26 protein-coding genes and 1 pseudogene are annotated in these 24,729 nt (G+C 47.4%); 25 read left to right on the forward strand and 2 right to left on the reverse strand.

Annotated features, from left to right (window positions below; translation table 11 throughout):
- The 3 genes from C400_RS28075 to coaD all read left to right on the forward strand — a co-directional run.
- The coding region (locus C400_RS28075; protein WP_232795398.1) for a hypothetical protein at positions 1-272 on the forward strand (272 nt) is incomplete at its 5' end.
- A 177-nt stretch (positions 273-449) separates the two neighbouring features.
- The gene (gene rsmD, locus C400_RS0119080) at positions 450-1,088 is read left to right on the forward strand and encodes a 16S rRNA (guanine(966)-N(2))-methyltransferase RsmD (protein ID WP_016819263.1); all 639 of its coding nucleotides are present in this window, start codon (positions 450-452) and stop codon (positions 1,086-1,088) included.
- Positions 1,081-1,602 carry a pantetheine-phosphate adenylyltransferase gene (gene coaD, locus C400_RS0119085; RefSeq protein WP_016819264.1) on the forward strand — a complete coding sequence of 174 codons (522 nt, stop codon included), beginning with the start codon at positions 1,081-1,083 and terminating at the stop codon, positions 1,600-1,602. The genes rsmD and coaD overlap by 8 nt, the downstream gene beginning before the upstream one ends.
- Here coaD and C400_RS0119090 read toward each other — a convergent pair.
- Positions 1,565-2,848, reverse strand: coding sequence for a nucleoside recognition domain-containing protein (locus C400_RS0119090; protein WP_016819265.1), 1,284 nt, complete (start codon positions 2,846-2,848; stop codon positions 1,565-1,567). The genes coaD and C400_RS0119090 overlap by 38 nt on opposite strands.
- A gap of 196 nt (positions 2,849-3,044) precedes the next feature.
- Between C400_RS0119090 and C400_RS0119095 the strand changes: the two genes are divergently transcribed.
- A complete protein-coding gene (locus tag C400_RS0119095; RefSeq protein WP_017427903.1) occupies positions 3,045-4,076 on the forward strand; it encodes a SepM family pheromone-processing serine protease in 1,032 nt (343 codons plus the stop codon).
- Here the strand turns inward: C400_RS0119095 and C400_RS0119100 are convergent.
- On the reverse strand, positions 4,066-5,301 hold the full coding sequence (locus C400_RS0119100) for a nucleotidyltransferase (RefSeq protein ID WP_017427904.1): 1,236 nt from the start codon (positions 5,299-5,301) through the stop codon (positions 4,066-4,068). The genes C400_RS0119095 and C400_RS0119100 overlap by 11 nt on opposite strands.
- Positions 5,302-5,655: 354 nt before the next feature.
- Between C400_RS0119100 and C400_RS0119105 the strand changes: the two genes are divergently transcribed.
- The 21 genes and pseudogenes from C400_RS0119105 to lepB all read left to right on the forward strand — a co-directional run bounded on the left by C400_RS0119105 (position 5,656) and on the right by lepB (position 24,705).
- Positions 5,656-6,177 carry a YceD family protein gene (locus tag C400_RS0119105; RefSeq protein WP_017427905.1) on the forward strand — a complete coding sequence of 174 codons (522 nt, stop codon included), beginning with the start codon at positions 5,656-5,658 and terminating at the stop codon, positions 6,175-6,177.
- Positions 6,178-6,367: 190 nt separating this feature from the next.
- Positions 6,368-6,541 (forward strand): 50S ribosomal protein L32, encoded by a 174-nt coding sequence (gene rpmF, locus C400_RS0119110; RefSeq protein WP_013370634.1) that lies wholly within the window; start codon positions 6,368-6,370, stop codon positions 6,539-6,541.
- 276 nt (positions 6,542-6,817) lie between these two features.
- Positions 6,818-7,414: a transcription factor FapR gene (gene fapR, locus C400_RS0119115; protein ID WP_014599659.1), complete on the forward strand. Its 597-nt coding sequence runs from the start codon at positions 6,818-6,820 to the stop codon at positions 7,412-7,414.
- Positions 7,398-8,390 (forward strand): phosphate acyltransferase PlsX, encoded by a 993-nt coding sequence (gene plsX, locus C400_RS0119120; protein WP_017427906.1) that lies wholly within the window; start codon positions 7,398-7,400, stop codon positions 8,388-8,390. The genes fapR and plsX overlap by 17 nt, the downstream gene beginning before the upstream one ends.
- 8 nt (positions 8,391-8,398) lie before the next feature.
- On the forward strand, positions 8,399-9,388 hold the full coding sequence (locus C400_RS0119125) for a beta-ketoacyl-ACP synthase III (protein WP_017427907.1): 990 nt from the start codon (positions 8,399-8,401) through the stop codon (positions 9,386-9,388).
- Between the two features lie 81 nt (positions 9,389-9,469).
- Positions 9,470-10,410 (forward strand): annotated as a pseudogene (fabD, locus tag C400_RS0119130) (ACP S-malonyltransferase).
- 51 nt (positions 10,411-10,461) lie between these two features.
- Positions 10,462-11,211 carry a 3-oxoacyl-[acyl-carrier-protein] reductase gene (fabG, locus tag C400_RS0119135; RefSeq protein ID WP_017427908.1) on the forward strand — a complete coding sequence of 250 codons (750 nt, stop codon included), beginning with the start codon at positions 10,462-10,464 and terminating at the stop codon, positions 11,209-11,211.
- 109 nt (positions 11,212-11,320) lie between these two features.
- A complete protein-coding gene (locus C400_RS0119140) occupies positions 11,321-11,554 on the forward strand; it encodes an acyl carrier protein (protein ID WP_007429985.1) in 234 nt (77 codons plus the stop codon).
- 227 nt (positions 11,555-11,781) lie between these two features.
- Positions 11,782-13,020 carry a beta-ketoacyl-ACP synthase II gene (gene fabF / locus C400_RS0119145; protein WP_016819273.1) on the forward strand — a complete coding sequence of 413 codons (1,239 nt, stop codon included), beginning with the start codon at positions 11,782-11,784 and terminating at the stop codon, positions 13,018-13,020.
- 12 nt (positions 13,021-13,032) lie between these two features.
- Positions 13,033-13,731, forward strand: a complete 699-nt coding sequence (gene rnc / locus C400_RS0119150; RefSeq protein ID WP_013309856.1) for a ribonuclease III — start codon at positions 13,033-13,035, stop codon at positions 13,729-13,731.
- Between the two features lie 256 nt (positions 13,732-13,987).
- On the forward strand, positions 13,988-17,557 hold the full coding sequence (smc, locus tag C400_RS0119155) for a chromosome segregation protein SMC (RefSeq protein WP_017427909.1): 3,570 nt from the start codon (positions 13,988-13,990) through the stop codon (positions 17,555-17,557).
- 38 nt (positions 17,558-17,595) lie between these two features.
- Positions 17,596-18,612, forward strand: a complete 1,017-nt coding sequence (gene ftsY, locus C400_RS0119160; RefSeq protein ID WP_016819275.1) for a signal recognition particle-docking protein FtsY — start codon at positions 17,596-17,598, stop codon at positions 18,610-18,612.
- A 153-nt stretch (positions 18,613-18,765) separates the two neighbouring features.
- Complete coding sequence (trhA, locus tag C400_RS0119165) at positions 18,766-19,416, forward strand: PAQR family membrane homeostasis protein TrhA (RefSeq protein ID WP_017427910.1); 651 nt, start codon at positions 18,766-18,768, stop codon at positions 19,414-19,416.
- A 168-nt stretch (positions 19,417-19,584) separates the two neighbouring features.
- Complete coding sequence (gene ylxM / locus C400_RS0119170) at positions 19,585-19,953, forward strand: YlxM family DNA-binding protein (RefSeq protein ID WP_017427911.1); 369 nt, start codon at positions 19,585-19,587, stop codon at positions 19,951-19,953.
- Between the two features lie 51 nt (positions 19,954-20,004).
- Positions 20,005-21,381: a signal recognition particle protein gene (ffh, locus tag C400_RS0119175; protein ID WP_017427912.1), complete on the forward strand. Its 1,377-nt coding sequence runs from the start codon at positions 20,005-20,007 to the stop codon at positions 21,379-21,381.
- 69 nt (positions 21,382-21,450) lie between these two features.
- Complete coding sequence (rpsP, locus tag C400_RS0119180) at positions 21,451-21,723, forward strand: 30S ribosomal protein S16 (RefSeq protein WP_013370647.1); 273 nt, start codon at positions 21,451-21,453, stop codon at positions 21,721-21,723.
- Positions 21,724-21,746: 23 nt separating this feature from the next.
- Positions 21,747-21,977, forward strand: a complete 231-nt coding sequence (locus C400_RS0119185) for a KH domain-containing protein (protein ID WP_013370648.1) — start codon at positions 21,747-21,749, stop codon at positions 21,975-21,977.
- 97 nt (positions 21,978-22,074) lie between these two features.
- A complete protein-coding gene (rimM, locus tag C400_RS0119190; RefSeq protein ID WP_016819279.1) occupies positions 22,075-22,590 on the forward strand; it encodes a ribosome maturation factor RimM in 516 nt (171 codons plus the stop codon).
- On the forward strand, positions 22,590-23,408 hold the full coding sequence (gene trmD / locus C400_RS0119195) for a tRNA (guanosine(37)-N1)-methyltransferase TrmD (protein ID WP_017427913.1): 819 nt from the start codon (positions 22,590-22,592) through the stop codon (positions 23,406-23,408). Before rimM ends, trmD begins: the two co-directional genes overlap by 1 nt.
- Positions 23,409-23,632: 224 nt before the next feature.
- Positions 23,633-23,977, forward strand: a complete 345-nt coding sequence (gene rplS, locus C400_RS0119200; RefSeq protein WP_007429998.1) for a 50S ribosomal protein L19 — start codon at positions 23,633-23,635, stop codon at positions 23,975-23,977.
- Between the two features lie 101 nt (positions 23,978-24,078).
- Complete coding sequence (gene lepB, locus C400_RS0119205; protein ID WP_016819281.1) at positions 24,079-24,705, forward strand: signal peptidase I; 627 nt, start codon at positions 24,079-24,081, stop codon at positions 24,703-24,705.
- The last annotated feature ends 24 nt before the right edge of the window (positions 24,706-24,729 follow it).

The raw sequence follows: 24,729 nt of genomic DNA on the forward strand, positions 1-24,729 counted from the left end.
ACGTTCCGAACGCAGGGAACAAGCCTCATGACGGCAGCCGTGCAGAACATGAAGAAGATGGCGATCCACCTGGATCGCCTGGAAAAACAGGGGTGAACCCTGTTTTTCCAGAGACCAGAGATCTCGTATGTAAAGAAAAAAAAACCACGTCTCAAAAAGACGGGGTTTCTCGACAATCTGAGCTTCTTTTTATGCAAAAAAACAGGCGCTCTACGAAAGAGCGCCCGAATGGGAGAGGAGAAACCGGACGAAGAGCTTATGGGGAAACGTAAGTCTTCTCCGCGGTTGTCTACGACATTGGTTGAATGCCGATATCCTAAGGATGCCCAGGAGATGGTTTTTTATACCTGCTTCATCACTAAGTTTTTCAAACGGCGATGCATGTGGTACGATAACGTCATAATCTTTATATGGTTATGAACACATATAGAAAATAGGTGAGTTTCAGCGTGAGAGTGGTATCGGGTAGTGCCAAAGGAAGGCCGTTAAAGGCAGTTCCCGGCACCGGGACGCGACCGACCACGGATAAGGTCAAGGAAGCGCTATTTAGCATGATAGGTCCTTATTTTGATGGAGGAGTCGCGCTTGATTTGTTTGCTGGCAGTGGCGGCCTGGGTATAGAGGCGCTTAGTCGGGGAATGGACAAGGCAGTTTTTATTGATATGGAATCCAAAAGCATTGATGTCATTAAAGAAAATTTGCGAAAAACTGGATTGGAAGGAAAGGCAGAAGTGTTCCGCAATGATGCCGGACGAGCGCTTAAGGCGCTGGCAAAACGTGGAGCTCTTTTTGATGCTGTTTTTCTGGACCCGCCTTATCGTCTCAAGCACGGGGATGAATTGATGAGCCGCATGGCCGAGTTGGACTTGCTTCGTTCAGGTGCAATCATCGTGCTGGAGTATGAATCGGGACATGAGTATCCGATAAGTTTCGGACCGTTTGAACAGGTTAGAAAAGCGGTCTATGGTGAAACAGCGTTATCCATTTATCACTTTGATGATGCTTTGTCAGACGCCGAAGAACATACAGAAGCCGAAGGGGTCAAATTCGGCATCACCGAATCAGACGGGGAGGACCATCATGATTGAGCACAAACCACGTATTGCCGTATATCCGGGAACCTTTGATCCCGTGACGATGGGGCATCAGGATATTATTCAAAGAGCGGCCCGACAGTTTGATTTACTGATCGTCGCGGTTCTTAACAATATTAGTAAAAATCCGCTGTTTTCACTTGAGGAGCGAATGGAGCTGCTACGTACGGTAACTCGCGATATTCCAAACGTTGAAGTGGACAGCTTCCGTGATCTGACAGCCAATTATGTACGCCAAAAAGGGGCTCAGGTTATTGTCAGAGGAATTCGGTCAGTGACCGATTTTGAATATGAACTCCAATTAGCCTCTACAAATCATAAGTTGAACCCGGATGCGGAAACGATCTTTATGATGACCAACCCGGCTTATTCATATCTGAGTTCCAGTATGGTGAAGGAAATTGCGCATTTTGATGGCAAGGTCGTAGATCTGGTGTCACCAGAGGTGGAAGACGCACTGCGTGCCAAGGTTAGCGCGAATCGCGGTGGCTCCACCATGAAGTCATAAAGGAAACGGCGAGCAGAGCAAGTATAATCGTACTCAGAAGTACAACGGACAGTACGGTTAGTTGCCAGGGGTACATGGATGTTCCTACTATTTGTGTTAATAAGCTGCTGGCTCCGGCCATGACAGATTGCGATCCGGAATCATTTACACTTTCGGCAAAAGAAGATACAGAACTGCGGCTGACGTAAGCAGGAATTGTATTACTGACAATGTGGCTAAGCGGAGTCCATGCCGCCAAGGTTAGTCCAAAAGCAATGATCCCATGTAGCACTCGTGATAAGGTGAAGGTGATGCCCTTGTCGGAAGGTTTGGTGACGGCGGTAATTTGAAGCCAGCCGCACAAGCCGCCCCAGCCCAACACAGCACTGATCAGCGCTGCTTGTGTACGGAGATCGTAGGGCAGGCGGCTGATTTCATAGGAACCCAGATGGATTTCCATCCAGGCAGGCCACACCATAGAAAGCGTTCCTTGACCTGAGTATAAGGTCAGCAGCCGAATCAGTACGGAAAAGAAAATAATGAATCCACCTGTCACCATCAGCATCTGTACAGCATGGGATACGGTTTCGCCTAACAGTTTTCCAAAGCTGCGGCCATCCCGTTCTCTGGCAGAGCGGGTAGCTTCCCATGCGGATCGGATCAGGGAGGTGGTAGTGCGGGAAACAGAAGCGCGCCGGATGGCAGCTGGCGTTTCCCGTTTTTTCGATTTTCTGGACGAATCAGGTATTCTGGCTGTGATCCAGCCTGCCAGCAGCCCGGAAATCCAGTGAACAGCAAGTAACAGCCCACCTACAGCAGCATTGTGCAGCAGTCCTGTGCCAATGACGAGCAGGATCGTAATCGGATTGCAGAAATGAGCGATAGCGGTCAGACGTCGAAGCTGAAGCGCGGTCATATCCTCCTGTTGTGCCCATTGGCGTACCGCTTCCGCAGCAGCCGGGAATCCCGCAGTTAGACCGAGGGCCAATACCCAGCCGCTTCGTCCCGGCAGCCGAAACCAGGATCGCATGAACGGCTCCAGCAGAACACCTAGACCATGTACCAGACCAAAGGCGATGAGCATTTCAGATAGCATCAAAAAAGGCAGCATGGCCGGGAAAATAATGCTCCACCATAATTTAAGTCCCTGGGTAGAGGCTTGAAATACTTCTTCTGGTGAGGCAACAATAGCCATTACAAGCAATATGGCTCCGAGGCCAAGCAGCAAGGTTGTCCAGTAAGGAGCAGGGCGGGCTTCCTTTTGCATCAAAGATTTCACCTCTCATAAATATACTAAGGAGAGTCGGATGCTGTCTCCAGCGTTATGCACCTTCATTGTCTGGATATAGGTTGCTCGTACATGTTGTCGTAAACAATGTATGCTTTTTTGGAAGGCTTGAGAACAGGTGGTGCAGAGGCACTTGGGTAAGATAAGAGAAGTTAGGCTGCAAGGGGGAGAAGCAATGATGCGAATTAACCGGAAAAGAGCCTTTTTTACAACCGGTTATGTCTTAATGCTGGCTGCAATGGTCTATGTGCTGGTTTATATGCCAACCCCTTATCTGATCTATGGACCAGGTGGGGCAAACGAGATCAAACCGATGGTTAAAGTACAGGAAGGTGATAGCAACGAACGGGGGAGCTTTATGATGACGACGGTATCGGCGCGATATGCCAATGTCATCATGCTAGCTATGTCCAAACTGGACAGCAACTCGGAGATTCAGCGCAAAGAGGATCGTCTGCATGGCAGAAGTGAAGATGAATATGCAGCAGAGCAGGTATGGTATATGGGGGATTCCCAATCTTCCGCGATGGAGGCTGCCTATACCCGTGCCCATGTTTCCTATCGCATTGTGCCGGATTATGTGTATGTATTTAAGGTTCCGGGACCGAACAGCGTGTTTGAGCCCGGAGATGAAATATTAGAGTTAAACGGTACGAGGGTAACTGATAATCATTCCATTCGGAAGGCATTGAAGGATGAGAAACCCGGAACGCTGGCTAAAGTGAAGCTAAAGCGCGATGGAAAGTTGCTGGCAGTGCAAGCTCCATTAACAACCATCACGGACAGTGAGACGAGAAAACAACGTTCCGGGTTTGGTGTCAGTATTGCTACAGTACAGAAGGTAGAGCCGAAGGATGGACGTAAAACGATTCATTTTACATCCACGGATGTCGGCGGACCTTCGGCAGGTTTGATGTTTACTATGGAAATCTATAACCAGTTGACGCCAGGTGACTTAAGTAAGGGATATCGTGTAGCCGGTACGGGTACTATTGATAAGGACGGTCAGGTTGGAGCGATTGGTGGCGCCAAGTATAAAATCGTCGCTGCTGACCGTCAGGGTGCGGAATTGTTTTTCGTCCCGGCGGATAATTATAAAGAGGCCAAAGCCAAAGCAGAGCAAATCGGAACCCAGATGAAGCTTGTCCCGGTTCGCAAGCTTGGCGATGCGCTGAATTATATGGAAAAGCTTCCTATTAAACCATAAGGGGCGGTCGTAAGTAATCAGCATACATGTCACGTATGGCGGGACGCGGCATCCCGGCTGCATGTATGGCGGCTGCGGCAGTATCCCAGTCCAGATGGGCATGTGATCCGGCAGACGGCTTGACCCATACTGGCAGGGTGGCGGTGTCTTTCATTCGCGCCAGCAGCTCGCGTCCAGCCCTATTAAAGCCGAGCACGCGGATATAGCCGGGACCTTTCGCCAGCTCAGTGGGAGTCATATCAGCTTTGGCATGATTCAGTAAAATATGTGTACACATCCGCTGAAGCTTTGTACGAGTATAGCGCTTTGTCTTGACAGCGGCAAACAGGGCCTCCATAGAGGGATGAGGCAGCGTGTACAGTGATTGCTGTAGGCGATGCTCCAGCCCTTCGGTGACCTCGTGCAGCTCCGCCAGCTGCTGCGGGCTACGCGTGATCAGGGCGTTCAGCAACGGCTGGCAGAACGCTTCCCAATGCAGCGGGGCACGTTCTTCTTGCCACTCGCGCTGCAAAATCTCCAGGGTCGCCGCAGGTACGTACGGCGACGCGGCCTCCGGCCCGCCGTCCAGCAGCAGACGGCGGATGGCCGTGGCGCTGGCGATGACTCCGTCCGCAGGCGCCACCGTCTCATGGTATCCCGATCCCGTGCGGGCCACCGTAAAGGGCTTGATTGTGCTGCCCAGCCGTTCCAGCGCAATCAAGTAATGCAGCCCGAGCGTATTGTTGGGCTGCTGCATGAGAGCGGCGAGCGCAGCACCGTCCGCTCCTTCGGCCGCCAGCGCGGCTGCGGCTCCTGCGTAGGCGGCAGGATAACTTGCGCCCTTGCTCAGGCGCTGGGCGATGCCGGCCTTGAGTTCGGCCGGCTCTGCCGCCAGCACGCGGGCCAGCGTGTGCAGCGGGGCGATATCTCCGCTCTCGCTGCCGAAGCAGAGCGCGTCGACGATGCCCGTCGCGCAGAGCAGGGTCACCGCGCCGCGGGCAAACCATTCTGCGGGCTGGACAGCATAGGCCACAGGCAGCTCCAGAACCAGATCTACCCCCATAGCAAGTGCCATTTCGGTGCGTGACCATTTGTCTGTAATCGCGGGTTCGCCTCGTTGAAGGAAGGGACCGCTCATCACAGCCACCGTTCGCTGTGCACCAGTGATACGAAGAGACTCCTTCCAGTGATGGACATGTCCGTTATGTAGGGGATTATACTCTACAATGATACCGAGTGTTTTCAAGACTGTATGTCGGCTCCTTTCTTGAAGTAGCTTATTTGATAACTATTTTGAATGAGTGGTTTACTACTAGCGAATGCATGTTTTCAGGGCAGCTATCTGATATTTCATCATGCACTTGAACAAGACCATTGAGACCTGGAGCAAAAAGCTTTATACTCGCATTATTGTACACGAAGAGTGGCGGGGGTACGAATACTCACAGGTACATGATAAATACAACACATTTTTGCATCCGCATAGATCTTGCCGAACCATTGGAAAATCGATGGATTTGTAAGTGGTGTAAAGTGAAAGGTGTTGACAAACGACTCGATCAGTCGGTATAATAATTTTTGTTTGTTTGGAGTGATAGTGATGCAACTATTTTTTCGCAAAGTAGCAACAAGTGACGGTCCCTTTCCTATCCGTGAATCTCTTAATGTGAGTGAATTGGTGGATGATCGTGCTGATGTTACAGCCGTTTCCCCGCTGGAGACCGACTTGGTCGCCGTTAGTCTGGGTCAAGGCTCGATGAGTGTGGAAGGCACGTTGACCGCAGGTCTGGACATGCTTTGCTCCCGCTGTTTGAGCCCGATGCACGAGGATTTGAATATTGAATTTCGTGAACGGTTTAAGCAAACCTCATCTTCAAATGTTGAAGAGGAGGATGAAGATGGCGATTTTATCGCAGTGACGGAGGATTCCTTCGACATTGCACCGTATTGTGAAGAACTGTTTGTACTGCATGTGCCGTTTGCGCCTATATGCAGTGAGGATTGTCAGGGGATCGCGCCAGCGGCCGGACAAGACTGGAGCCTTGGCTCCGACGACAGTAACGATAGTGATACGGAAAAGATTGATCCGCGTCTGGCAGGGCTTAAGGATTTTTTTAAATGAGAATTGAGTTCAATTCTGAAAAAAATCATCATCCGCTTGTGCCGGGAAGTTATTGAACCGATACGTGGATGTTGCAGGCTTGATTCACCGGCTGTAAGATCATTGTCTTTTGGCATTTTCTTTCGGTCTTGAATGAGATAAGAAGTCATACCCGTCATGCGGGGTTGATCTGTTTAAGGAGGTGGGAATAATGGCAGTACCTCAACGGAGAACATCCAAAACTCGTCGCGACAAACGTCGTACTCACTTTAAACTGGAAGTACCAGGTATGGTGAAATGCTCCGAATGCGGCGAATTGAAACTTGCTCACCATGTGTGCAAAGTTTGCGGAACGTACAAAGCTAGAGAGATCATCTCTCAATAATGTCCGATAAGCGGATTCTTTGGAATATTCGCAGAGAAAGTAGCGCTTCACTACAGTGAGGCGCTACTTTTTTTATCAGCATGCTTTCTTTTTGCGTCAGCATGCTATATACTGTTTTAGTACCAGGTTCTAAGAAAGAAGGGCCTAAGGGGTTCCTTTATACATACAAGAAGACAAACCGGCTTGAAGTTTAGCCGTTAGAACGTGAAGTAACCTGAACTGTCGGCTGAACGGCAGTTTACTGTAGGGAAAGGAGGCGTCACTGATATCGAACGTTTGCCGAAGAGACAGAGACAGCAACGGCTGACTCAATTAATTGACGATAATCCGTTCGTGACGGATCAGGAATTGACAAGACAGCTGAAGGTAAGCATTCAGACCATTCGGCTGGACCGGATGGAACTGGGAATCCCAGAATTACGGGAGCGGCTAAAGCTGATGGCTGAGCGCTCCTACGATCAGGTTCGTTCCTTGCCTTTACATGAAGTAATTGGGGACATCGTTGATCTCCAGTTGGATCGAAGTGGTATTTCGATTTTTGAAATCAAAGAGGAACATACTTTTTCACGTACAGGCATTGCGCGAGGACATTATGTGTTTGCACAGGCCAATTCATTGGCCGTTGCCGTAATTAACGATGAGATAGCATTGACCGCTTCAGCGGATATTCGCTTTGTTCGTCCGGTTCATTTGGGTGAAAAATGTATTGCCAAGGCATATGTACGCTCAAATCCAGAACAAAAAGGGAAGGCCAAAGTGGAAGTGTTTGCTTACGTAGGAGAAGAAATGGTATTCCAAGGCAACTTTGTCATTTATCGCTCCACGGAGGAAGAGTATAGCGAAGGAGGAAGTCAGCATGCGGATCGCCATTGATGCCATGGGAGGAGATAATGCTCCTGAGGCGACAGTAGAGGGCGCGTTATCTGCGGCGGCGGAATGGAAGGATACAGACATTACGCTGGTTGGTGACCGGGAACGGATTGAAGCGGTTTTGAACGGGAGGGCGCTGCCGACGAACCTCACCATTCGCCATACGTCCGAAACGATAGATGCGCAGGACGAACCTGTAAAGGCAGTGCGGCGTAAAAAGGATGCCTCCATGGTCGTAGCGGGTCGAATGGTTAGAGAAGGCGAAGCGGATGCCATGATTTCCGCAGGTAATACAGGCGCTCTAATGACTACAGGATTACTAGTGGTTGGAAGAATGGAGGGCATTGAGCGTCCGGCTCTCGCGCCGATGATACCGACGATTGATGATCAAGGTATTCTGGCGCTGGACTTGGGGGCCAATATGGATGCTAAGCCTGAACATCTTGCCCAGTACGCACTGATGGGGAGCTTGTACCGTCAGAAAGTTCACGGAGTGGCTTCTCCAAGGGTAGGTCTGCTGAATGTTGGGACTGAAGCAGGAAAAGGCAATGAACTAACAAAGTTGGCGTATCCTCTTATCGAGCAGTTACCTGTCAATTTTGTGGGGAATGTTGAATCCAGAGATGTGTTAACCGGAAATTGTGATGTACTGGTGTGCGACGGATTCGCCGGAAACATTATGCTAAAATCGCTAGAGGGAACAGCCGGAGCGATATTTTCTCTCCTTAAAGAGCAGTTCACCAAATCCTTAAAGACCAAGCTTGCGGCAGCCTTGATTATGCCTGAACTTCGGGGGCTGAAAGGGAAACTCGATTATAAAGAGCACGGCGGGGCTCCTTTGTTGGGGTTGAGCGGACTCGTCTTAAAAAGTCACGGTTCGTCTGATGGCATTGCCGTCAAAAATGCGGTAAGGCAGGCTCGTACGGCCTTGCAAAACCGGTTGGTGGAAAGTATATCCAAGGAAATCAGCAGGAAGTGAGTGACGATATGAATAAATTACGGCCGGTTGGTGTTATCGGAACAGGGAAATACGTACCTGAGAAAATTCTGACCAATAAAGATTTGGAAGAAATCGTTGAAACAAGTGATGAGTGGATTGTTAGCCGTACAGGGATTCAGGAGCGCCATATTGCTGCTCCTGAACAGGCTACATCTGATTTGGCTTATGAAGCAGCAGTTAAGGCGTTGGAGTCTGCGGGTATGACGGCACAAGATCTGGACCTGATTATAGTAGCTACGGTTACACCAGATATGGCGTTTCCGTCAACTGCTTGCATTCTTCAGGACAAGTTGGGGGCCAAAGGCGCAGCGGCTTTCGATTTGTCTGCTGCATGCTCGGGTTTTGTGTACGGGCTGGCTACGGCAACGAGCTTCATTAAGACAGGTATTTATAACAATGCGTTAATCATTGGTGCAGACTGCCTTTCCCGGATTACAGATTATACTGACCGCAACACCTGCGTGCTTTTCGGAGATGGAGCAGGAGCTGTAGTGATTGGTGAAGTACCTGAAGGTAGAGGATTCCAATCCTTTGATCTGGGGGCTGAAGGCGCTGGAGGCACCTTGCTCAAGTTGGAAGCTGGGGGCTCACGTTTGCCTGCGAGTGCAGACACACTGGAAAATAAACAGCACTATATTTATATGAATGGACGCGAAGTGTTCAAGTTCGCGGTTCGCGTTATGGGAACAGCAACGGTTGATGTGTTGGAAAAAGCTGGGTTGTCCAAAGATGACATCGATCTGTTCGTTCCGCATCAAGCCAATATCCGAATCATCCAATCAGCAATGCAACGTTTGGATTTGCCAGAGGAAAAGGTAGTTATTAATGTTAATAAATATGCGAATACATCCGCAGCATCCATTCCTCTTGCTCTTGTGGAAGCAGCTGAGGAAGGCCGCATGAAGGAAGGCGACCGTATACTAATGGTGGGCTTTGGTGGCGGTTTGACTTGGGGTGCGTCGGTTCTTATCTGGTAATTAAGTGGAAGATTTGATATAATATTGAATTTGTCTGGTGTTTTACAGAAGAAGCATTGGATACAGAGAGGTGCATGCACGATGGGCAAAACGGCATTTATATTTCCCGGTCAGGGTTCACAAGCTGTAGGTATGGCTAAAGATGCTTATGAAGCAGTTCCGGCTGCAACAGAAGTATTCCGTAAAGCGGACGAACGTTTGGGTTTCGCGCTAAGCACACTGATCTTTGAAGGGCCTGACACAGCCTTGAAGCAAACATCCAATACGCAGCCTGCGCTGTTAACGGCGAGTATTGCGTTGTATGAAGCGTTCAAGGAAAAGGGCATCCGCCTGATTATGTGGCTGGGCACAGTCTAGGAGAGTACAGTGCTCTAGTGGCTTCCGGTGTTCTCACATTTGAGGATGCAGTTGAGACTGTTCGTGCACGTGGTCAGTTTATGGAGCAGGCCATTCCTGATGGACAAGGCGGGATGGCTGCTGTGCTGGGCGCTGATCGTGAAGCATTGGCGGCATTGTGCCGTGATATCACAGAATCTGGTCAACTGGTAGAACTGGCTAACATCAACTGTCCCGGACAAATTGTTGTATCCGGTACACAGGCGGGCGTAGCTGCCGTCGCTGAACGTGTGAAGGAAGCAGGTGGCAAGCGTGCTATTACTTTGGAGGTCAGCGGACCTTTTCACTCGTCATTGATGAAGGAAGCGGCAGATAAGCTCTCCGATAAATTGGAGACTGTGAAATTTGCCGAAGCCCAGATCCCGGTTGTGACCAATGTGACAGCAAAACCTGTACGTGAGGGAAGTGAAATTCGCCAACTGTTGGTGGAACAGGTCTATTCCCCGGTACTATGGGAAGACAGCGTAGCATGGCTGCTGGAACAAGGGGTGGACACCTTTGTTGAGTTCGGACCGGGAAGTGTTTTGACCGGACTGGTTAAAAAGATTGACAAAACGGTTAAGCTGTATAACATGAGTAACCTGGAGTCGTTTGCTTCTATAACAGAAGCCCTAGAAGCCCGTTAAAAGTATTAATGATTACCTTTACGGGTTAAATACTTGCAAGGGAGGATAATGATGTCTAAGCCATTAAGTGGAAAAACAGCGCTGGTTACGGGAGCATCGCGCGGAATTGGCCGTAGTATCGCACTGGCGCTGGCTGAAGCAGGCGCTAATGTTGCAGTAAACTATGCTGGTAGTGAAGCGGCTGCGACTGAGGTAGCAGAGCTGATTCGTGCCAAAGGTGTGGAAGCTATTACAGTTCAGGCTAATGTGGGACGTGCTGAAGAAGCTGATCAGTTGATCAAGGATGTGGTTGGCGCTTGGGGCAAGATTGATATCCTGGTGAATAATGCTGGCATAACAAGAGATAATTTAATCATGCGGATGAAAGAAGAGGAATTCGATCAGGTGATCGAAACGAATCTCAAGGGTGTGTTTAATTGTCTCAAAGCGGCGACACGCCCAATGATGAAGCAGCGTTCCGGCCGAATTATCAATATCTCTTCCGTTGTTGGTGTACTTGGTAACGCAGGACAAGCCAACTATGTTGCTGCTAAAGCGGGAGTGATTGGTCTTACTAAATCCTCTGCTAGAGAGCTTGCCTCAAGAGGAATTACAGTCAACTGTGTGGCTCCTGGATTCATTGATACTGAAATGACGCAGGTGCTGGCTGATGATTTGCGTGACAATATGCTTAGCGGTATTCCGCTGGCCCGTCTTGGACGGCCTGAGGAAATTGCAGATGTGGTGCTATTCTTGGCCTCGGATGCTTCCTCATATATGACGGGCCAGACTTTGCATGTGGATGGCGGCATGTATATGTAGTTCATGTTGCCAATCCGCATGCCCCGATGAAGAGTAGTTAATGAAAACTCTCTTCTATGGCATTTTAATTGTAATTTTCGTATAATACCATAAGGAGGAGGTGAGCCGGATGTCCGATGTATTGGAGCGCGTAAAACGCATTGTCGTTGACCGTTTGGGAGCCGACGAAGCCGAAGTTACACTTGAAGCATCTTTTAAAGATGATTTAGGCGCTGATTCTCTCGATGTAGTTGAATTGGTTATGGAATTGGAAGATGAGTTTGATATGGAAATCTCTGATGAAGATGCAGAGAAAATTACAACTGTAGGTGAAGTTGTGAAGTACATACAATCTCATACCTAATTCATGTCATCAAAAGTCCCGTTCTGTTACAGGCGGGACTTTCTCCTAATTATACAGATTGAACTAAAGACGGAATTGTCGTGTGTTTTTGAATTTGCTTAGCTTCACTTCGTCAACGGCTGAGTATAATGCGGCATTACTAACTTTAGTTGATTCTATATTATTTTTGTACACAAGCGTGTGCGATCTAAAAATACAATTTGCAGTAGACATAGAGGTGATTATCTTTGAAACAACGTGTTGTCATAACAGGAATGGGTGTAATCACTTCGCTGGGACAGGATTTGAACACACTATGGGATAATCTGATGGCTGGTAAATCTGGTATCAGTAAAATCGAAGCTTTCGATACAAGTGAGTACACTACGAAAATAGCCGCTTCCATTAAAGATTTTAATCCAGAGGATTATATCGATCGTAAGGATGCGCGCAAAATGGACCGCTTTGTGCAGTTTGCGGTTGCTGCTAGTAAATTGGCACTTGAGGACAGTAAGCTCGTAATCGGAGAGAATGTGGATGCCGAGCGTGTTGGTGTATCTGTCGGTTCTGGCATTGGCGGATTGGGTACTTGGGAAGATCAGCATAATGCATTGATCGAAAAGGGACCTAAACGCGTAAGCCCTTTCTTCATCCCGATGATGATTGCTAATATGGGTTCCGGTCAAGTTTCGATTTCACTCGGTGCTAAGGGCCCCAATACATCGCCAGTTACGGCTTGTGCCACAGGTAGTCATGCCATTGGTGATTCCTTCCGCATGATTCAGCGTGGTGACGCTGACGCTATGATTTGCGGCGGTGCCGAAGCGACGATTCGCCCGATTGGTATTGCTGGATTTTGCTCCATGAGAGCGATGTCCACACGTAACGATGAGCCGGAAAAGGCAAGTCGTCCATTTGACACCGAAAGAGACGGGTTTGTTATGGGCGAAGGCTCTGGTGTTCTGATTCTGGAATCGTTGGATCATGCCTTGAAGCGTGGTGCACATATTTACGGCGAAGTGATTGGCTACGGTCTTTCTGGTGATGCCCATCATATGACAGAGCCGGATCCAGAGGGAGCAGCACGCTGCATTAGAATGGCGATCCGTGATGCTGGGTTGAATCCTGAAGATATCGATTATATCAATGCGCACGGTACATCTACACCGGTTGGTGACAAGTCGGAAACAGAAGCAGTCAAGAAAACGCTTGGAGAGCATGCCTATAAGGTAGCGATCAGCTCAACCAAGTCGATGACAGGGCATCTACTGGGTGCAGCGGGAGGTGTTGAAGCTGTAATCTGTGGTCTTGCGCTTCAACATCAGACGATTCCGCCAACAATTAATTTGGATAATCAAGACCCGGCTTGTGATCTTGATTATGTGCCTAATGAGCCAAGAAAAGCGGAACTGAATGTGGTTATGTCCAATTCCTTTGGTTTTGGCGGTCACAATGCTACGGTTATTCTAAAAAAATATGAAGCGTAAGGGGTCAGTTCGTTGAGTGGAGACTTGAAGCAATTACAGCAGAAACTTCATATTCAATTCAACAATCGGCAGCTTCTGAAGCAGGCCTTTACGCACGCTTCCTACGTAAACGAACATCGGTTCAGTCAGCATGCAGATAATGAGCGTCTGGAATTTCTGGGTGACGCTGTTCTGGAGCTGACGGTGTCCGAGCAATTGTACAATCAGTACCCTAACCGGCCCGAAGGCGAACTAACCAAGTTGCGTGCAGCTATTGTCTGTGAGCCTTCTTTGGTGAAGTTTGCTGTCGGGCTTGAGTTCGGGCAGTATGTACTGCTTGGAAAAGGTGAAGAGCTGACAGGCGGACGTACTCGTCCTGCTCTGTTGGCTGATGTGTTCGAGGCGTTCGTAGGCGCGCTTTATTTGGATCAGGGTCTGGAAGCCGTCCGGTCGTTTCTAGAACGTTATATTTTTCCTCAAATTGTATTAAACGGTAAGCTTCAGATGAGTGATTTCAAAACAGAGCTTCAGGAACTGACACAGCATCATAACATGGGGATGCTTGAATACAAAATTGTCGAGGAACGCGGACCTGCCCATGAGCGCGAGTTTGTAGCCGAGGTATATATGGACAGTGAACGGTTGGGGGCAGGTACAGGACGCTCTAAAAAAGAAGCTGAGCAGCAAGCGGCGGCAGTTGCTTTAAACCGTTTGAAGCTGGCGGAATCGTAATCGGTACCTGAGCGACCCGAACGGGTGACGCAAGCAGAGGACACAAAGTAAGAGCAAAGGGCAGTCCGCGGGGAGTCCCGGCCCGTAATGGCGAATGGACTGCGTTTTGCTCTTTTTTCGTGGCTTTACTGCTATAACGTGAGCGTCGATACTGTGCTTTTTCCACATTAGTCTTATGCTACAATAGGGATAATTCATATCAATCAGGTCAATGGTGTTGTACAAGCATATTTGAATGTTAGAGGTGAGATTGAGGATGTTTTTAAAGCGCATTGAGCTGGCGGGCTTCAAATCGTTTGCAGATAAAACGGAAATGGAATTTGTCCGCGGCATTACGGCAGTCGTCGGACCCAATGGGAGCGGGAAAAGTAATATTTCCGATGGAATTCGTTGGGTGCTGGGCGAACAGAGTGCCAAATCACTGCGTGGCGGCAAGATGGAGGACATTATCTTTGCAGGTAGTGACGCTCGTAAGGCTGTTAATTACGGTGAAGTATCGCTTACGCTGGATAATGAAGATCAGGCGTTGCCTCTGGATTTTGGTGAAGTGACGGTAACGCGACGTGTGCATCGGAGTGGGGATAGTGAATATTTCATTAATCGTCAATCATGCAGACTTCGAGATATTACAGAGCTGTTTATGGATACAGGGATTGGTAAAGAAGCTTATTCGATTATTGGGCAAGGACGTATTGAAGAAATTCTGAGTACCCGATCTGAGGATCGACGGGGGATTTTTGAGGAAGCCTCGGGTATTGTAAAATATAAATCACGTAAAAAAGATGCGGTTCGCAAGCTGGATGAAACAGAGCAAAATTTGCTGCGTATTCACGATTTGGTCAGTGAACTGGAGGATCAGATTGGACCTCTTAAGGAACAGTCTGAAAAGGCGATTCATTATAAAGAGCTGCGCAGTGAATTAAAATCAAAAGAAATTTCGATGTACGTGCATCAAATTGAACAAATTCACTCTTCATGGAGCGAAGCAACTTCCAAACTAGCTTTGTTGCAGCAGGAGCAGCTTCAATTGTCTACAGTGGTGTCCCGCCATGATGCAATGTTGGAAAACGACCGCAATGAATTACGGCAGCTGGAAGAGCAAGTAGAACGTCTGCAAAAGGATCTGCTGCAATACAGTGAAGCTACGGAAAAAAGTGAAGGCTACGGTGAATTGCTCAAAGAGCGCACACGCAATTTGGAGGCCAATCGGGAACAATTGATCTTATCCCTCAGCACAAGCGAATCACGGCATTCCGAACGCAAAAGCGAACTGGATCAACTAAATGAAAAGCTGTCAACGCTGAATGTAGAGTTGGACGAGTTGCGTGCGCGACTGTCTGACGAAGAAGCCAAACTGATTGGCGTCACAGGTGGAATCAGCCAGGAGCAAGAGGAGAGCCTTAAGGGTGGTCTGCTGGAGCTGATGAATCAGATGGCGCAGGCGCGTAACGAAATTCGTTATACCGACCAACAGAGGGAAGCGTTGGAACGCCGAGTGAATCGCGTGAGTGATGAATCCGGCAAATGGGAAGCCCAGAAAGCTGAGCTTGAACAGCGAAAAAAAGGATTGGAAGCAGCGATTCAGAAGCTGGGACAGGAAATTAGCAGTTTGCGCAGTGGCTATATTCAGGGAAGTGAACAATACCAGGCCCTGCAAAAACTACTGGAAGAAAACCAGGGTACGGTTCGTAAATGGGAACAAAAACGAGAGGCCCAAATTTCACGACGAGATACAATGAAAGAAATGCAGGATGACTTTGACGGCTTCATGCTCGGAGTTAAAGAGGTGTTAAAGGCTTCACGCAAGGGTACTTTGCACGGTGTGCATGGAGCGGTAGCGGAGCTGATTCGAGTACCTGAGCATTTAGAGCAGGCGATGGAAACCGCTTTGGGCGCTTCAGTTCAGCATATTGTGATGGAAAATGAATCGGTATCCAGACAGGCGATCAGTTTTCTAAAGCAACGTCAACTGGGCAGAGCGACATTCTTGCCTATGGATGTTATCCGTCCGCGTCAGATCGGTGCGGGGGAACGCCAGATTGTAGAAAGCGCAGAAGGCTTTGTCGGGATCGGTGCAGATCTTATTCAGTATGATGATCGATATGCCGGAATCGTAGGCAGTCTCTTGGGGAATGTGGTCATTGCTCGTACGTTGGAAGATGCCAATCGCATTGCGGCCCGTTGCCAATATAGATATCGTGTTGTCACGCTGGAAGGCGATGTTGTCAATGCAGGTGGTTCCATGACTGGGGGGAGCCAGTTCAAGAAAAATGCTAATCTGCTAGGCCGTAAACGTCAGCTGGATCAGTTAGATCAAGACATTCTAGATACGGAACAGCAAATTGCAAGATTGCGTCAGAGTGCAATAGATACCAAACGGCAGTTGGAGGAGACACAGACCCGTCTGGACGAACTGCGCCAGGGTGGCGATGTGAAGCGGACCGAAGAGCAGCAGATGGCAATGGAGCTCAAACAACTCGAGCATGAACTTCGTCATGTACTGGAGCAGGTAGCTGCGTCTGGTCAGGAGAAAAAGGGCTTTGACCAGGAAATCAAGGAGCTGGAAGCTTCCCGTGCAGAAGCACTGGTAAAGTTGGCTGCGCTGGAGGAAGAAGAGAAGAAAACGCATCAGGCCATTCACGCTGCCGAATTTGCGCGTAAAGCGAATGAATCAGCCAAAGAGCAGCTGCAGGGAGAGCTTACGAATCTCAAGGTAAGAGAAGGCAAGCTGGACCAAGAGCGTTTTTCATTGGAAGAGCAGATTCGTAGATTGCGTGGGGATTATGATACCCTTGGTAAGGATTCAAGACAAAACAAGACCTTGCTTGCTTCCATTGAAGCCGATTTGCTCACCAATGAGCAGGAGACCGTAAAACAGATTGAAAATCTCAATCAATACCGTTTGAAAAAGGAAGAAGCTGCAGAGCAATTGGAGTTCAAACGGGCTGCACGTAGCAGCTTATCCCAAAAACTGGAAGCTGCTGAGAATGATACAAAAGAACAGCGAATTCAGCTTAAGTCGGTGGAGGAACTGCTTCGCCAAACAGAAATTGGAGTAAACCGACTTGACGTGGAACTGGAAAATGTTTTGAAAAAATTAAGTGATGATTATGAACTCAGCTATGAGCTGGCCAAGCAGCGTTACCCTATACCGGAAGATATTGAAGGTACGCAGAGTGAGGTGGAAAGGCTCAAACGCGGGATCTCTGCGCTGGGTGAGGTTAATCTGGGTGCTATTGAGGAATACCAGCGTGTACACGAGCGTTATACGTTTCTGGATGAGCAAAAGTCTGATTTGGTAGAGGCCAAGACAACGCTCTACCAGGTTATTCGTGAAATGGATGATGAAATGTCCAAACGCTTCAAGACCACGTTCGATGCGATTCGTCGCGAATTTGGAACGGTTTTTTCCAAGCTGTTCGGAGGCGGACGTGCAGACCTTGTGTTGCTTGATCCAGAACGATTGCTGGAGACGGGTATTGACATTGTAGCTCAGCCTCCAGGCAAAAAACTTCAAAACCTGCAGTTGTTGTCAGGCGGTGAACGGGCTCTAACAGCAATGGCTTTATTATTTGCCATTTTACACGTTAAACCTGTTCCATTCTGTGTACTTGATGAAGTAGAGGCAGCATTAGACGAAGCAAATGTGGTGCGTTTTGCTCAGTATTTACGGGAATTCTCAGAGCAGACACAGTTTATCGTAGTTACACACCGTAAGGGCACCATGGAAGAATCCGATGTGCTGTACGGGGTGACAATGGAAGAAGGCGGGGTTTCTAAACTCGTATCTGTCAAGCTGGACAACGATGAAGCTGAGATTGCCTGACATCAAATAACATACTTTCAGATCAACGGAGGGAATCCATGAGTTTCTTTAGAAAATTGAAGGAAAGCATCGCAAGCAAAACGGAATCGGTCACAAAGCAGTTCAAAGATGGCTTGGAAAAGACACGTAAAGGTTTTGTTGAAAAAGTAACGGACCTTATGATTCGCCGTAAAAAAATTGATGAGGAATTTTATGAGGAACTGGAAGAAATTCTGATCGGAGCGGACGTAGGCGTCAATACGGTTATGAACCTCATTGAAGACTTGCGGGGAGAAGTGAAAAAACGCAAAATCGAGGATGCATCCGAGTTACAGCCTGTACTGTCGGAAAAGCTGTCTGAGTTGCTGCGGGGCAATGACAATAGTCAGCTCAAAATGAATCCAGACGGGATTACAGTCATTCTATTCGTAGGCGTTAATGGAGTCGGCAAAACAACGACCATTGGCAAGTTGGCTCACCGTTTTAAACAAGAGGGCAAAAAAGTATTGTTAGCCGCTGGAGATACGTTCCGAGCGGGCGCGATTGAACAGTTGGAGGTTTGGGGTCAGCGGGCAGGAGTAGAGGTTATCAAACAACAATCTGGTTCTGATCCAGCTGCGGTTATGTTTGATGCCGTACAGGCTGCCAAGCAGCGTCAAGTAGATGTTTTGTTGTGCGATACAGCAGGACGTCTTCAGAATAAAAGCAATCTGATGGAGGAATTGAACAAAATATTCCGCGTTATCCAGCGTGAAATTCCAGACGCACCTCATGAAGTTTTGTTGGTACTTGATGCGACGACTGGACAAAATGCACTTAACCAAGCCAAGCTATTTGGTGAGAAGAGCGGCGTAACCGGTCTGGTACTGACAAAATTGGATGGTACAGCAAAGGGTGGGATTGTTGTGGCCATCCGTCAGGAATTGAATTTGCCTGTTAAGCTGGTAGGCTTAGGTGAAAAAGTGAATGATCTACAACCGTTTGATTCAGAACAATTCGTTCATGCCTTGTTCGCCGGTTTGATCCAAGAAGAGGCTGTCGAAGCAACTGCTACTGGCGAGGAAGAGCAGAACTAATCCGTTTGATTAGGCTTGCTTATAAGTCTGGGACTAAGCAGTGCTCCTGTTGCTGCATAAGCCCGCCCAACTGTATAATGAAAGCAAAAGGTTTGGCGATGCCGGATAAATTCTTGTAAAAAAATATTACTCAGGAAGCCGGGTGAAAAAACGATGGCAAACACCTATACTTATTCCCGACGGGAAGAAGTAGCTAACGCGATTACACATGGTATTGGAGCCGTTTTAAGTGTGGCGGCGCTTGTGCTGCTCATTGTTTTTGCTAGCATGAAAGGAACTGCTTGGCATGTCGTAAGCTTTACAATTTACGGATTTACAATGCTGTTGCTGTATACCAATTCCACGTTGCTTCATAGCCTGCGTGAAGGAAAATTGAAGGATTTGTTCGAAATATTCGATCATTCTTGTATTTACCTGTTCATTGCAGGTAGCTACACCCCTTTTATGCTCGTTGCATTGCGAGGTACTCTGGGATGGACGCTGTTTGGAGTGATTTGGGGGATCGCTTTGTTTGGTGTACTGTTCAAGGCGTTCTTCACCAAACGCTTCCTGTTTATGTCTACTGTGTTTTACATTATAATGGGCTGGCTTATTACCATTGCCTGGAATCCCCTGATGGCCATTGTTCCCGCCGGAGGGATGACGCTACTGTTCGTAGGTGGTCTTATGTATACGCTGGGCACGATTTTTTATGTGTGGCGAGCATTTCCATATCACCATGCGATCTGGCATCTGTTTGTTTTAGCAGGCAGCATACTTCATTTTCTGGCTATTCTGCTGTATCTTACTCCGGTAAGAGTGTGAGTGAGAGGGACAAAAAAAGTCGATCTGTTTTCCCGTTTAAGGGTAGCGGATCGGCTTTTTTTTTATATGACAAGGGATAACGCTTGACATCTTCTTTTCTTTTATGTATGATAAGGAACGTTGAAAAGAACTGTAAAGTGTTTTTCCTTGACGATGGAGGTATACACGATGAGTCAGGAGAATCGGCTGGAAAAGACAAACCGGATTAACCGACTGTTTGACTTCTATGAACCTCTACTTACAGAGAAGCAACAGATGTTTTTAAAATATTACTTCCATGATGATTTTTCTTTAGGGGAAATTGCATCGGAATTCCAAATTAGCCGTCAGGCAGTCTATGAACATATTAAACGTGCTGAACAGGTATTAGAAATGTATGAGGAAAAGCTTGGATTGCTAAGTAAGCATGAACGTAGACTCCAAGATTTAGAGGAGCTGAATGTGACGCTATATGATGCATTCAGTAAAGTTGGTAAGCCTGATGAGGGGACATTGCAACATGTCCAACAAATTGTAAATCGCCTGCAGGAATTGTAGGATATATAAATGAAGAACTAACAACCCTGGTAGACAAGGAGGTGCGAAAGTATGGCATTTGAAGGATTATCGACTCGCTTGCAAAATGTATTCAGTAAATTGCGCGGCAAAGGAAAGGTGTCTGAGGATGATGTGGCTCAGGCAATGCGTGAAGTGCGATTGGCTTTGCTTGAAGCGGACGTTAACTTCAAGGTTGTAAAGGACTTTATTGCCAAGGTAAAGGAGAAATCCGTTGGTAAGGAAGTGATGGACAGCTTTACGCCAGGTATGGTCATTATCGACATCGTAAACAAGGAATTGACCGAGTTGATGGGTGGAAGTCAGGCCAAGCTTGCCAAAGCAAACAAACCGCCTACAGTCATCATGATGGTGGGTCTCCAGGGCGCAGGTAAGACGACGACGTCAGGTAAGCTGGCGAAGTTGCTGCAAAAGCAAAACCATCGTCCATTGCTTGTAGCTGGTGATATTTATAGACCTGCCGCGATCAAGCAGCTTCAGATTCTCGGTGAGCAGATTAATGCACCTGTATTTACATTGGGAGACCAGACAAGCCCGGTGGAAATCGCAAAACAGGGTATGCAGCATGCTAAGGATAATGGTAATGACTACGTTATTATAGATACTGCCGGTCGTCTTCATGTTGATGAAGAACTCATGGAAGAGTTGCGCCAGATCCATACTAATGTCAAACCGGATGAAGTTCTGCTGGTTGTAGATAGCATGACAGGACAGGACGCAGTTAACGTTGCGGAGCACTTTAACAATAGCCTTGAGTTAACGGGAGTTGTACTGACAAAGCTGGATGGCGACACTCGTGGTGGCGCGGCCTTGTCGGTTAAAGCTGTGACGGGATGCCCAATCAAGTTTGCTACATTGGGTGAAAAGCTGGATGCGATGGAGCCGTTTCACCCTGAGCGAATGGCTTCACGGATTTTAGGCATGGGTGACATGCTGTCCCTGATTGAAAAAGCGCAGTCCAATATCGACGCCGATAAGGCGAAGGAAATGGAACGGAAAATGCGCAATGCCGAGTTTACTTTCGAGGATTTTCTGGAGCAAATGGATCAGGTTAAGAAGCTTGGCCCGATCGACCAGATTCTCGATATGATTCCTGGTATGGGCAACATGAAGCAAATGAAAGACATCAAAGTGGATGACAAACAGATGGGCCGGATTGAGGCTATCGTTCATTCGATGACTACACAGGAAAAGCAAAACCCGGACATGATTAATCATAGCCGTCGCAAGCGGATTGCTGTAGGTAGTGGAACATCGCTGGCTGAGGTAAATCGTCTCATTAAGCAATTTGACGAAATGCGCCGTATGATGAAGCAATTCTCAGATATGATGGGACCTAAGGGTGGCAAAAACAAGGCTCTGAAGCAGCTGAAGAGTATGGGCAAAGGTATGAAGTTTCCTTTCCGTTGAAAGGTCGATAGGCCTTTGGATTTATGGGATAGCAATATACAGTCTACTTTTTGAAGGAGGTGAATTTTCGTGGCAGTTCGTATTCGTCTGAAACGTATGGGTGCACATAAAGCTCCTTTCTATCGCGTCGTGGTATCTGATTCTCGTTCCCCGCGTGACGGTCGTTTTATCGAAGAAATCGGTTACTACAACCCTATTACAGTACCAGCGGTTGTAAAAATTGATGAAGATAAAGCGCTGAAATGGTTGCAAGATGGTGCACAAGCATCCGACACTGTTCGCAACTTGCTTAGCAAAGCGGGCGTGTTGAAAAAGTTTCATGAGCTTAAAACACAGAAATAAGGTGCTGATACGGAGGGTCAACCATGGAAGAATTAGTGATAATCATTGCTAAGGCTTTAGTCGATCATCCGGATGATGTGACCGTGAAGACCTTGGAGAAGGATCGACTTGTAGTGTATGAGCTTAGTGTACATCCTGAGGATGTGGGCAAGATCATTGGCAAGCAGGGACGTATCGCCAAGGCGCTTCGCACTGTGGTTGCATCAGCAGCCGTTAAGATGGATAAACGGGTTACCGTAGACATCATATCTTAAAGATATACGAAAGTGGGTTAGGATGTATGTCCTAACCCTTTTTCGTACATGATGAAGATGATATGGAGCGGAACCGATTACATGCAGGAGGAACACGATGCAGCAAATGTTTAATGTCGGGAAAATTGTGAATACACATGGAATTCGCGGTGAGCTAAAAATATTAACGACAACTGATTTTCTTGAGGATCGTTTTGCCAAAGGCAGCGAGCTAATGATCTTTCCAGCAGATGACAAAGCACCGATTCCCGTAACTGTAGAAACAGCGCGTTTTCAAAAAAATATGGTTATCGTGAAATTTAAGGAATATCACAACATCAATGATGTTGAAAAATATAAAGGTACTTTGTTAAAGGTCTCTGCTGAGCGGCTAGGGGAATTGGAAGAAAACGAGTTCTATTTTCATGAAGTAGTTGGTATGGAAGTAGTAACGGAAGACGGAGCTGAGCTCGGTGTGGTAAAAGAAATTTTGACACCGGGAGCCAATGATGTATGGGTAGTCCAAATGCCTAAAGGTAAAGAACTGCTATTGCCGTATATAGAGGATGTTATTTTGGATGTAAATGTGCGTGAAAAACGGGTTACAGTACGGTTAATGGAAGGTCTGCTGTAATGCGGGTGGATGTATTGACCCTGTTTCCAGAGATGTTTGATGGAGTTTTTAATGCAAGCATTCTGGGAAAAGCAAGGGATAAGGGGATTGTATCACTGCAAGCGGTTAATTTTCGCCAGTATGCCGGTAACAAGCATGGGCAAGTGGATGATACACCCTATGGTGGTGGGGGCGGCATGGTTTTGAAGCCTGACCCTATTTTTGCTGCCGTGGAGGCGCTGTTGGATAAATCAGAGCAACCAGCATTTGAAACTGCCGTTGAAGGTATTCGATATGAAGATGCCGAACATAATGCAGACATAAAAACTCCGCGTATTATTTTGATGTGTCCACAGGGAGAGACTTTTACGCAAAAAAAAGCGGAAGAGCTGGCCAAAGAGGACCATCTTATTTTTATATGTGGACATTATGAGGGTTATGATGAGCGTATTCGAGAGCATCTGGTGACGGATGAGCTTTCGATCGGAGATTATGTATTGACTGGTGGCGAGCTACCAGCCATGGTCGTCATTGATAGTGTGACACGGTTGTTACCAGGAGTGTTGGGTAATGAAACGAGTGCGGTAACAGATTCGTTTAGTACAGGACTGTTGGAATACCCACATTATACTCGGCCTGCTGAGTTTCGGGGCTGGAAAGTGCCGGGTGTACTCTTATCAGGGCATCATGTCAATATTGACTCTTGGAGACGACAAGAGGCGTTACGTCGGACGATGGAACGTCGACCGGACTTACTGGAACAGGCTGAACTGACAAGCAAGGAGCGCGCGTGGATTGAGGAGCAGCACCAATCGGACCGTTCGGGGGACAAGCGATAAAGCACTATTAACATGAGTGGATTTGAAAGCAGGCAGGGACCTGTTTTATAATGAAGTCAATTAAATAATGTTTGGTCAAATCCCTTTTTGTTGTTGCAATGCGGTAACCTCCATGATACAATACATCTGTTGTGTGTAATACGGTGGTCCTCTGTGGATGATGAAGGAAACGGAAGAGTTTCCAGAAGAAACATGAACACCTGTACGGAAGGAGGGAGTCATAGATGAATATCGTCCAAGCGATTACTGAAGAACAACTGCGTAAAGATCTGCCTAACTTTCGTCCTGGTGACACTTTGAAAGTGCACGTGAAAGTTATCGAGGGAACTCGTGAGCGTATCCAGTTGTTTGAAGGTGTAGTAATTAAACGCCGTGGTGGTGGAATCAGTGAGACTTTTACAGTTCGTAAAATTTCTTACGGTGTAGGTGTGGAAAGAACTTTCCCGCTTCATTCCCCAAAAATCGATAAAATCGAAGTGGCTCGCCGTGGTAAAGTGCGTCGTGCGAAGCTTTATTATCTTCGTGAACTGCGCGGTAAAGCAGCGAGAATTAAAGAAATTCGTCGTTAATACAACGAATAACGAAAGGGGCTTGGTTACAAGCTCCTTTCGTTTTTTCTACGTACATAGGGAACTGTGGATTATTGACCGTAAAGAGAGGACAGTGAGCTATGGAACAAGAAGTAGGACAAGGAGCTGTACAGCAGCCAACTGATCAGGATGGTACGCCCAAGCGTAAACCAAAAAATGAGATTTTTGAGTGGCTCAAGGCCATCATTATTGCGTTAGTGCTTGTCTTTTTAATCCGCTGGCTTCTCTTTAAGCCTTTTATTGTGGATGGCCCGTCGATGCAGCCTAACTTTCATACCGGAGAACGCGTCATTGTAAATGAGATTTTGTATGATTTTCGTGCTCCTAAACCGGGTGAAGTAATTGTGTTCCATGTCCCGGAAGAAAAGAGAGACTTCATCAAGCGCGTCATCGCCGTTGCGGGTGATACGGTCAAAGTAGAAGGTGACACGATTACAGTAAATGGTAAGCCGATTCAAGAACCTTATCTCAAGACTTCTTTGGAAGAAGCACATCAAAATGGCGAGCTTTACAACAAGTTTACCAATTTTCCAAATGAGAAATTTAAGGATGGAAAAGTGCCAGAAGGGCATATTTTTGTTATGGGCGATAACCGTTCCAATAGTACAGATAGCCGGATGATTGGATACATTGATTTGAAGGAAGTCGTTGGCCGGGCTGATGTCATTTTTTGGCCGGTGAAAGATATGCAGTGGATTAACCACTAGAAATAACTAATAAGCAGCATAGCT

The organism is Paenibacillus sp. ICGEB2008, from assembly GCF_000307675.1.
Classification (GTDB): Bacteria; Bacillota; Bacilli; order Paenibacillales; family Paenibacillaceae; genus Paenibacillus; species Paenibacillus polymyxa.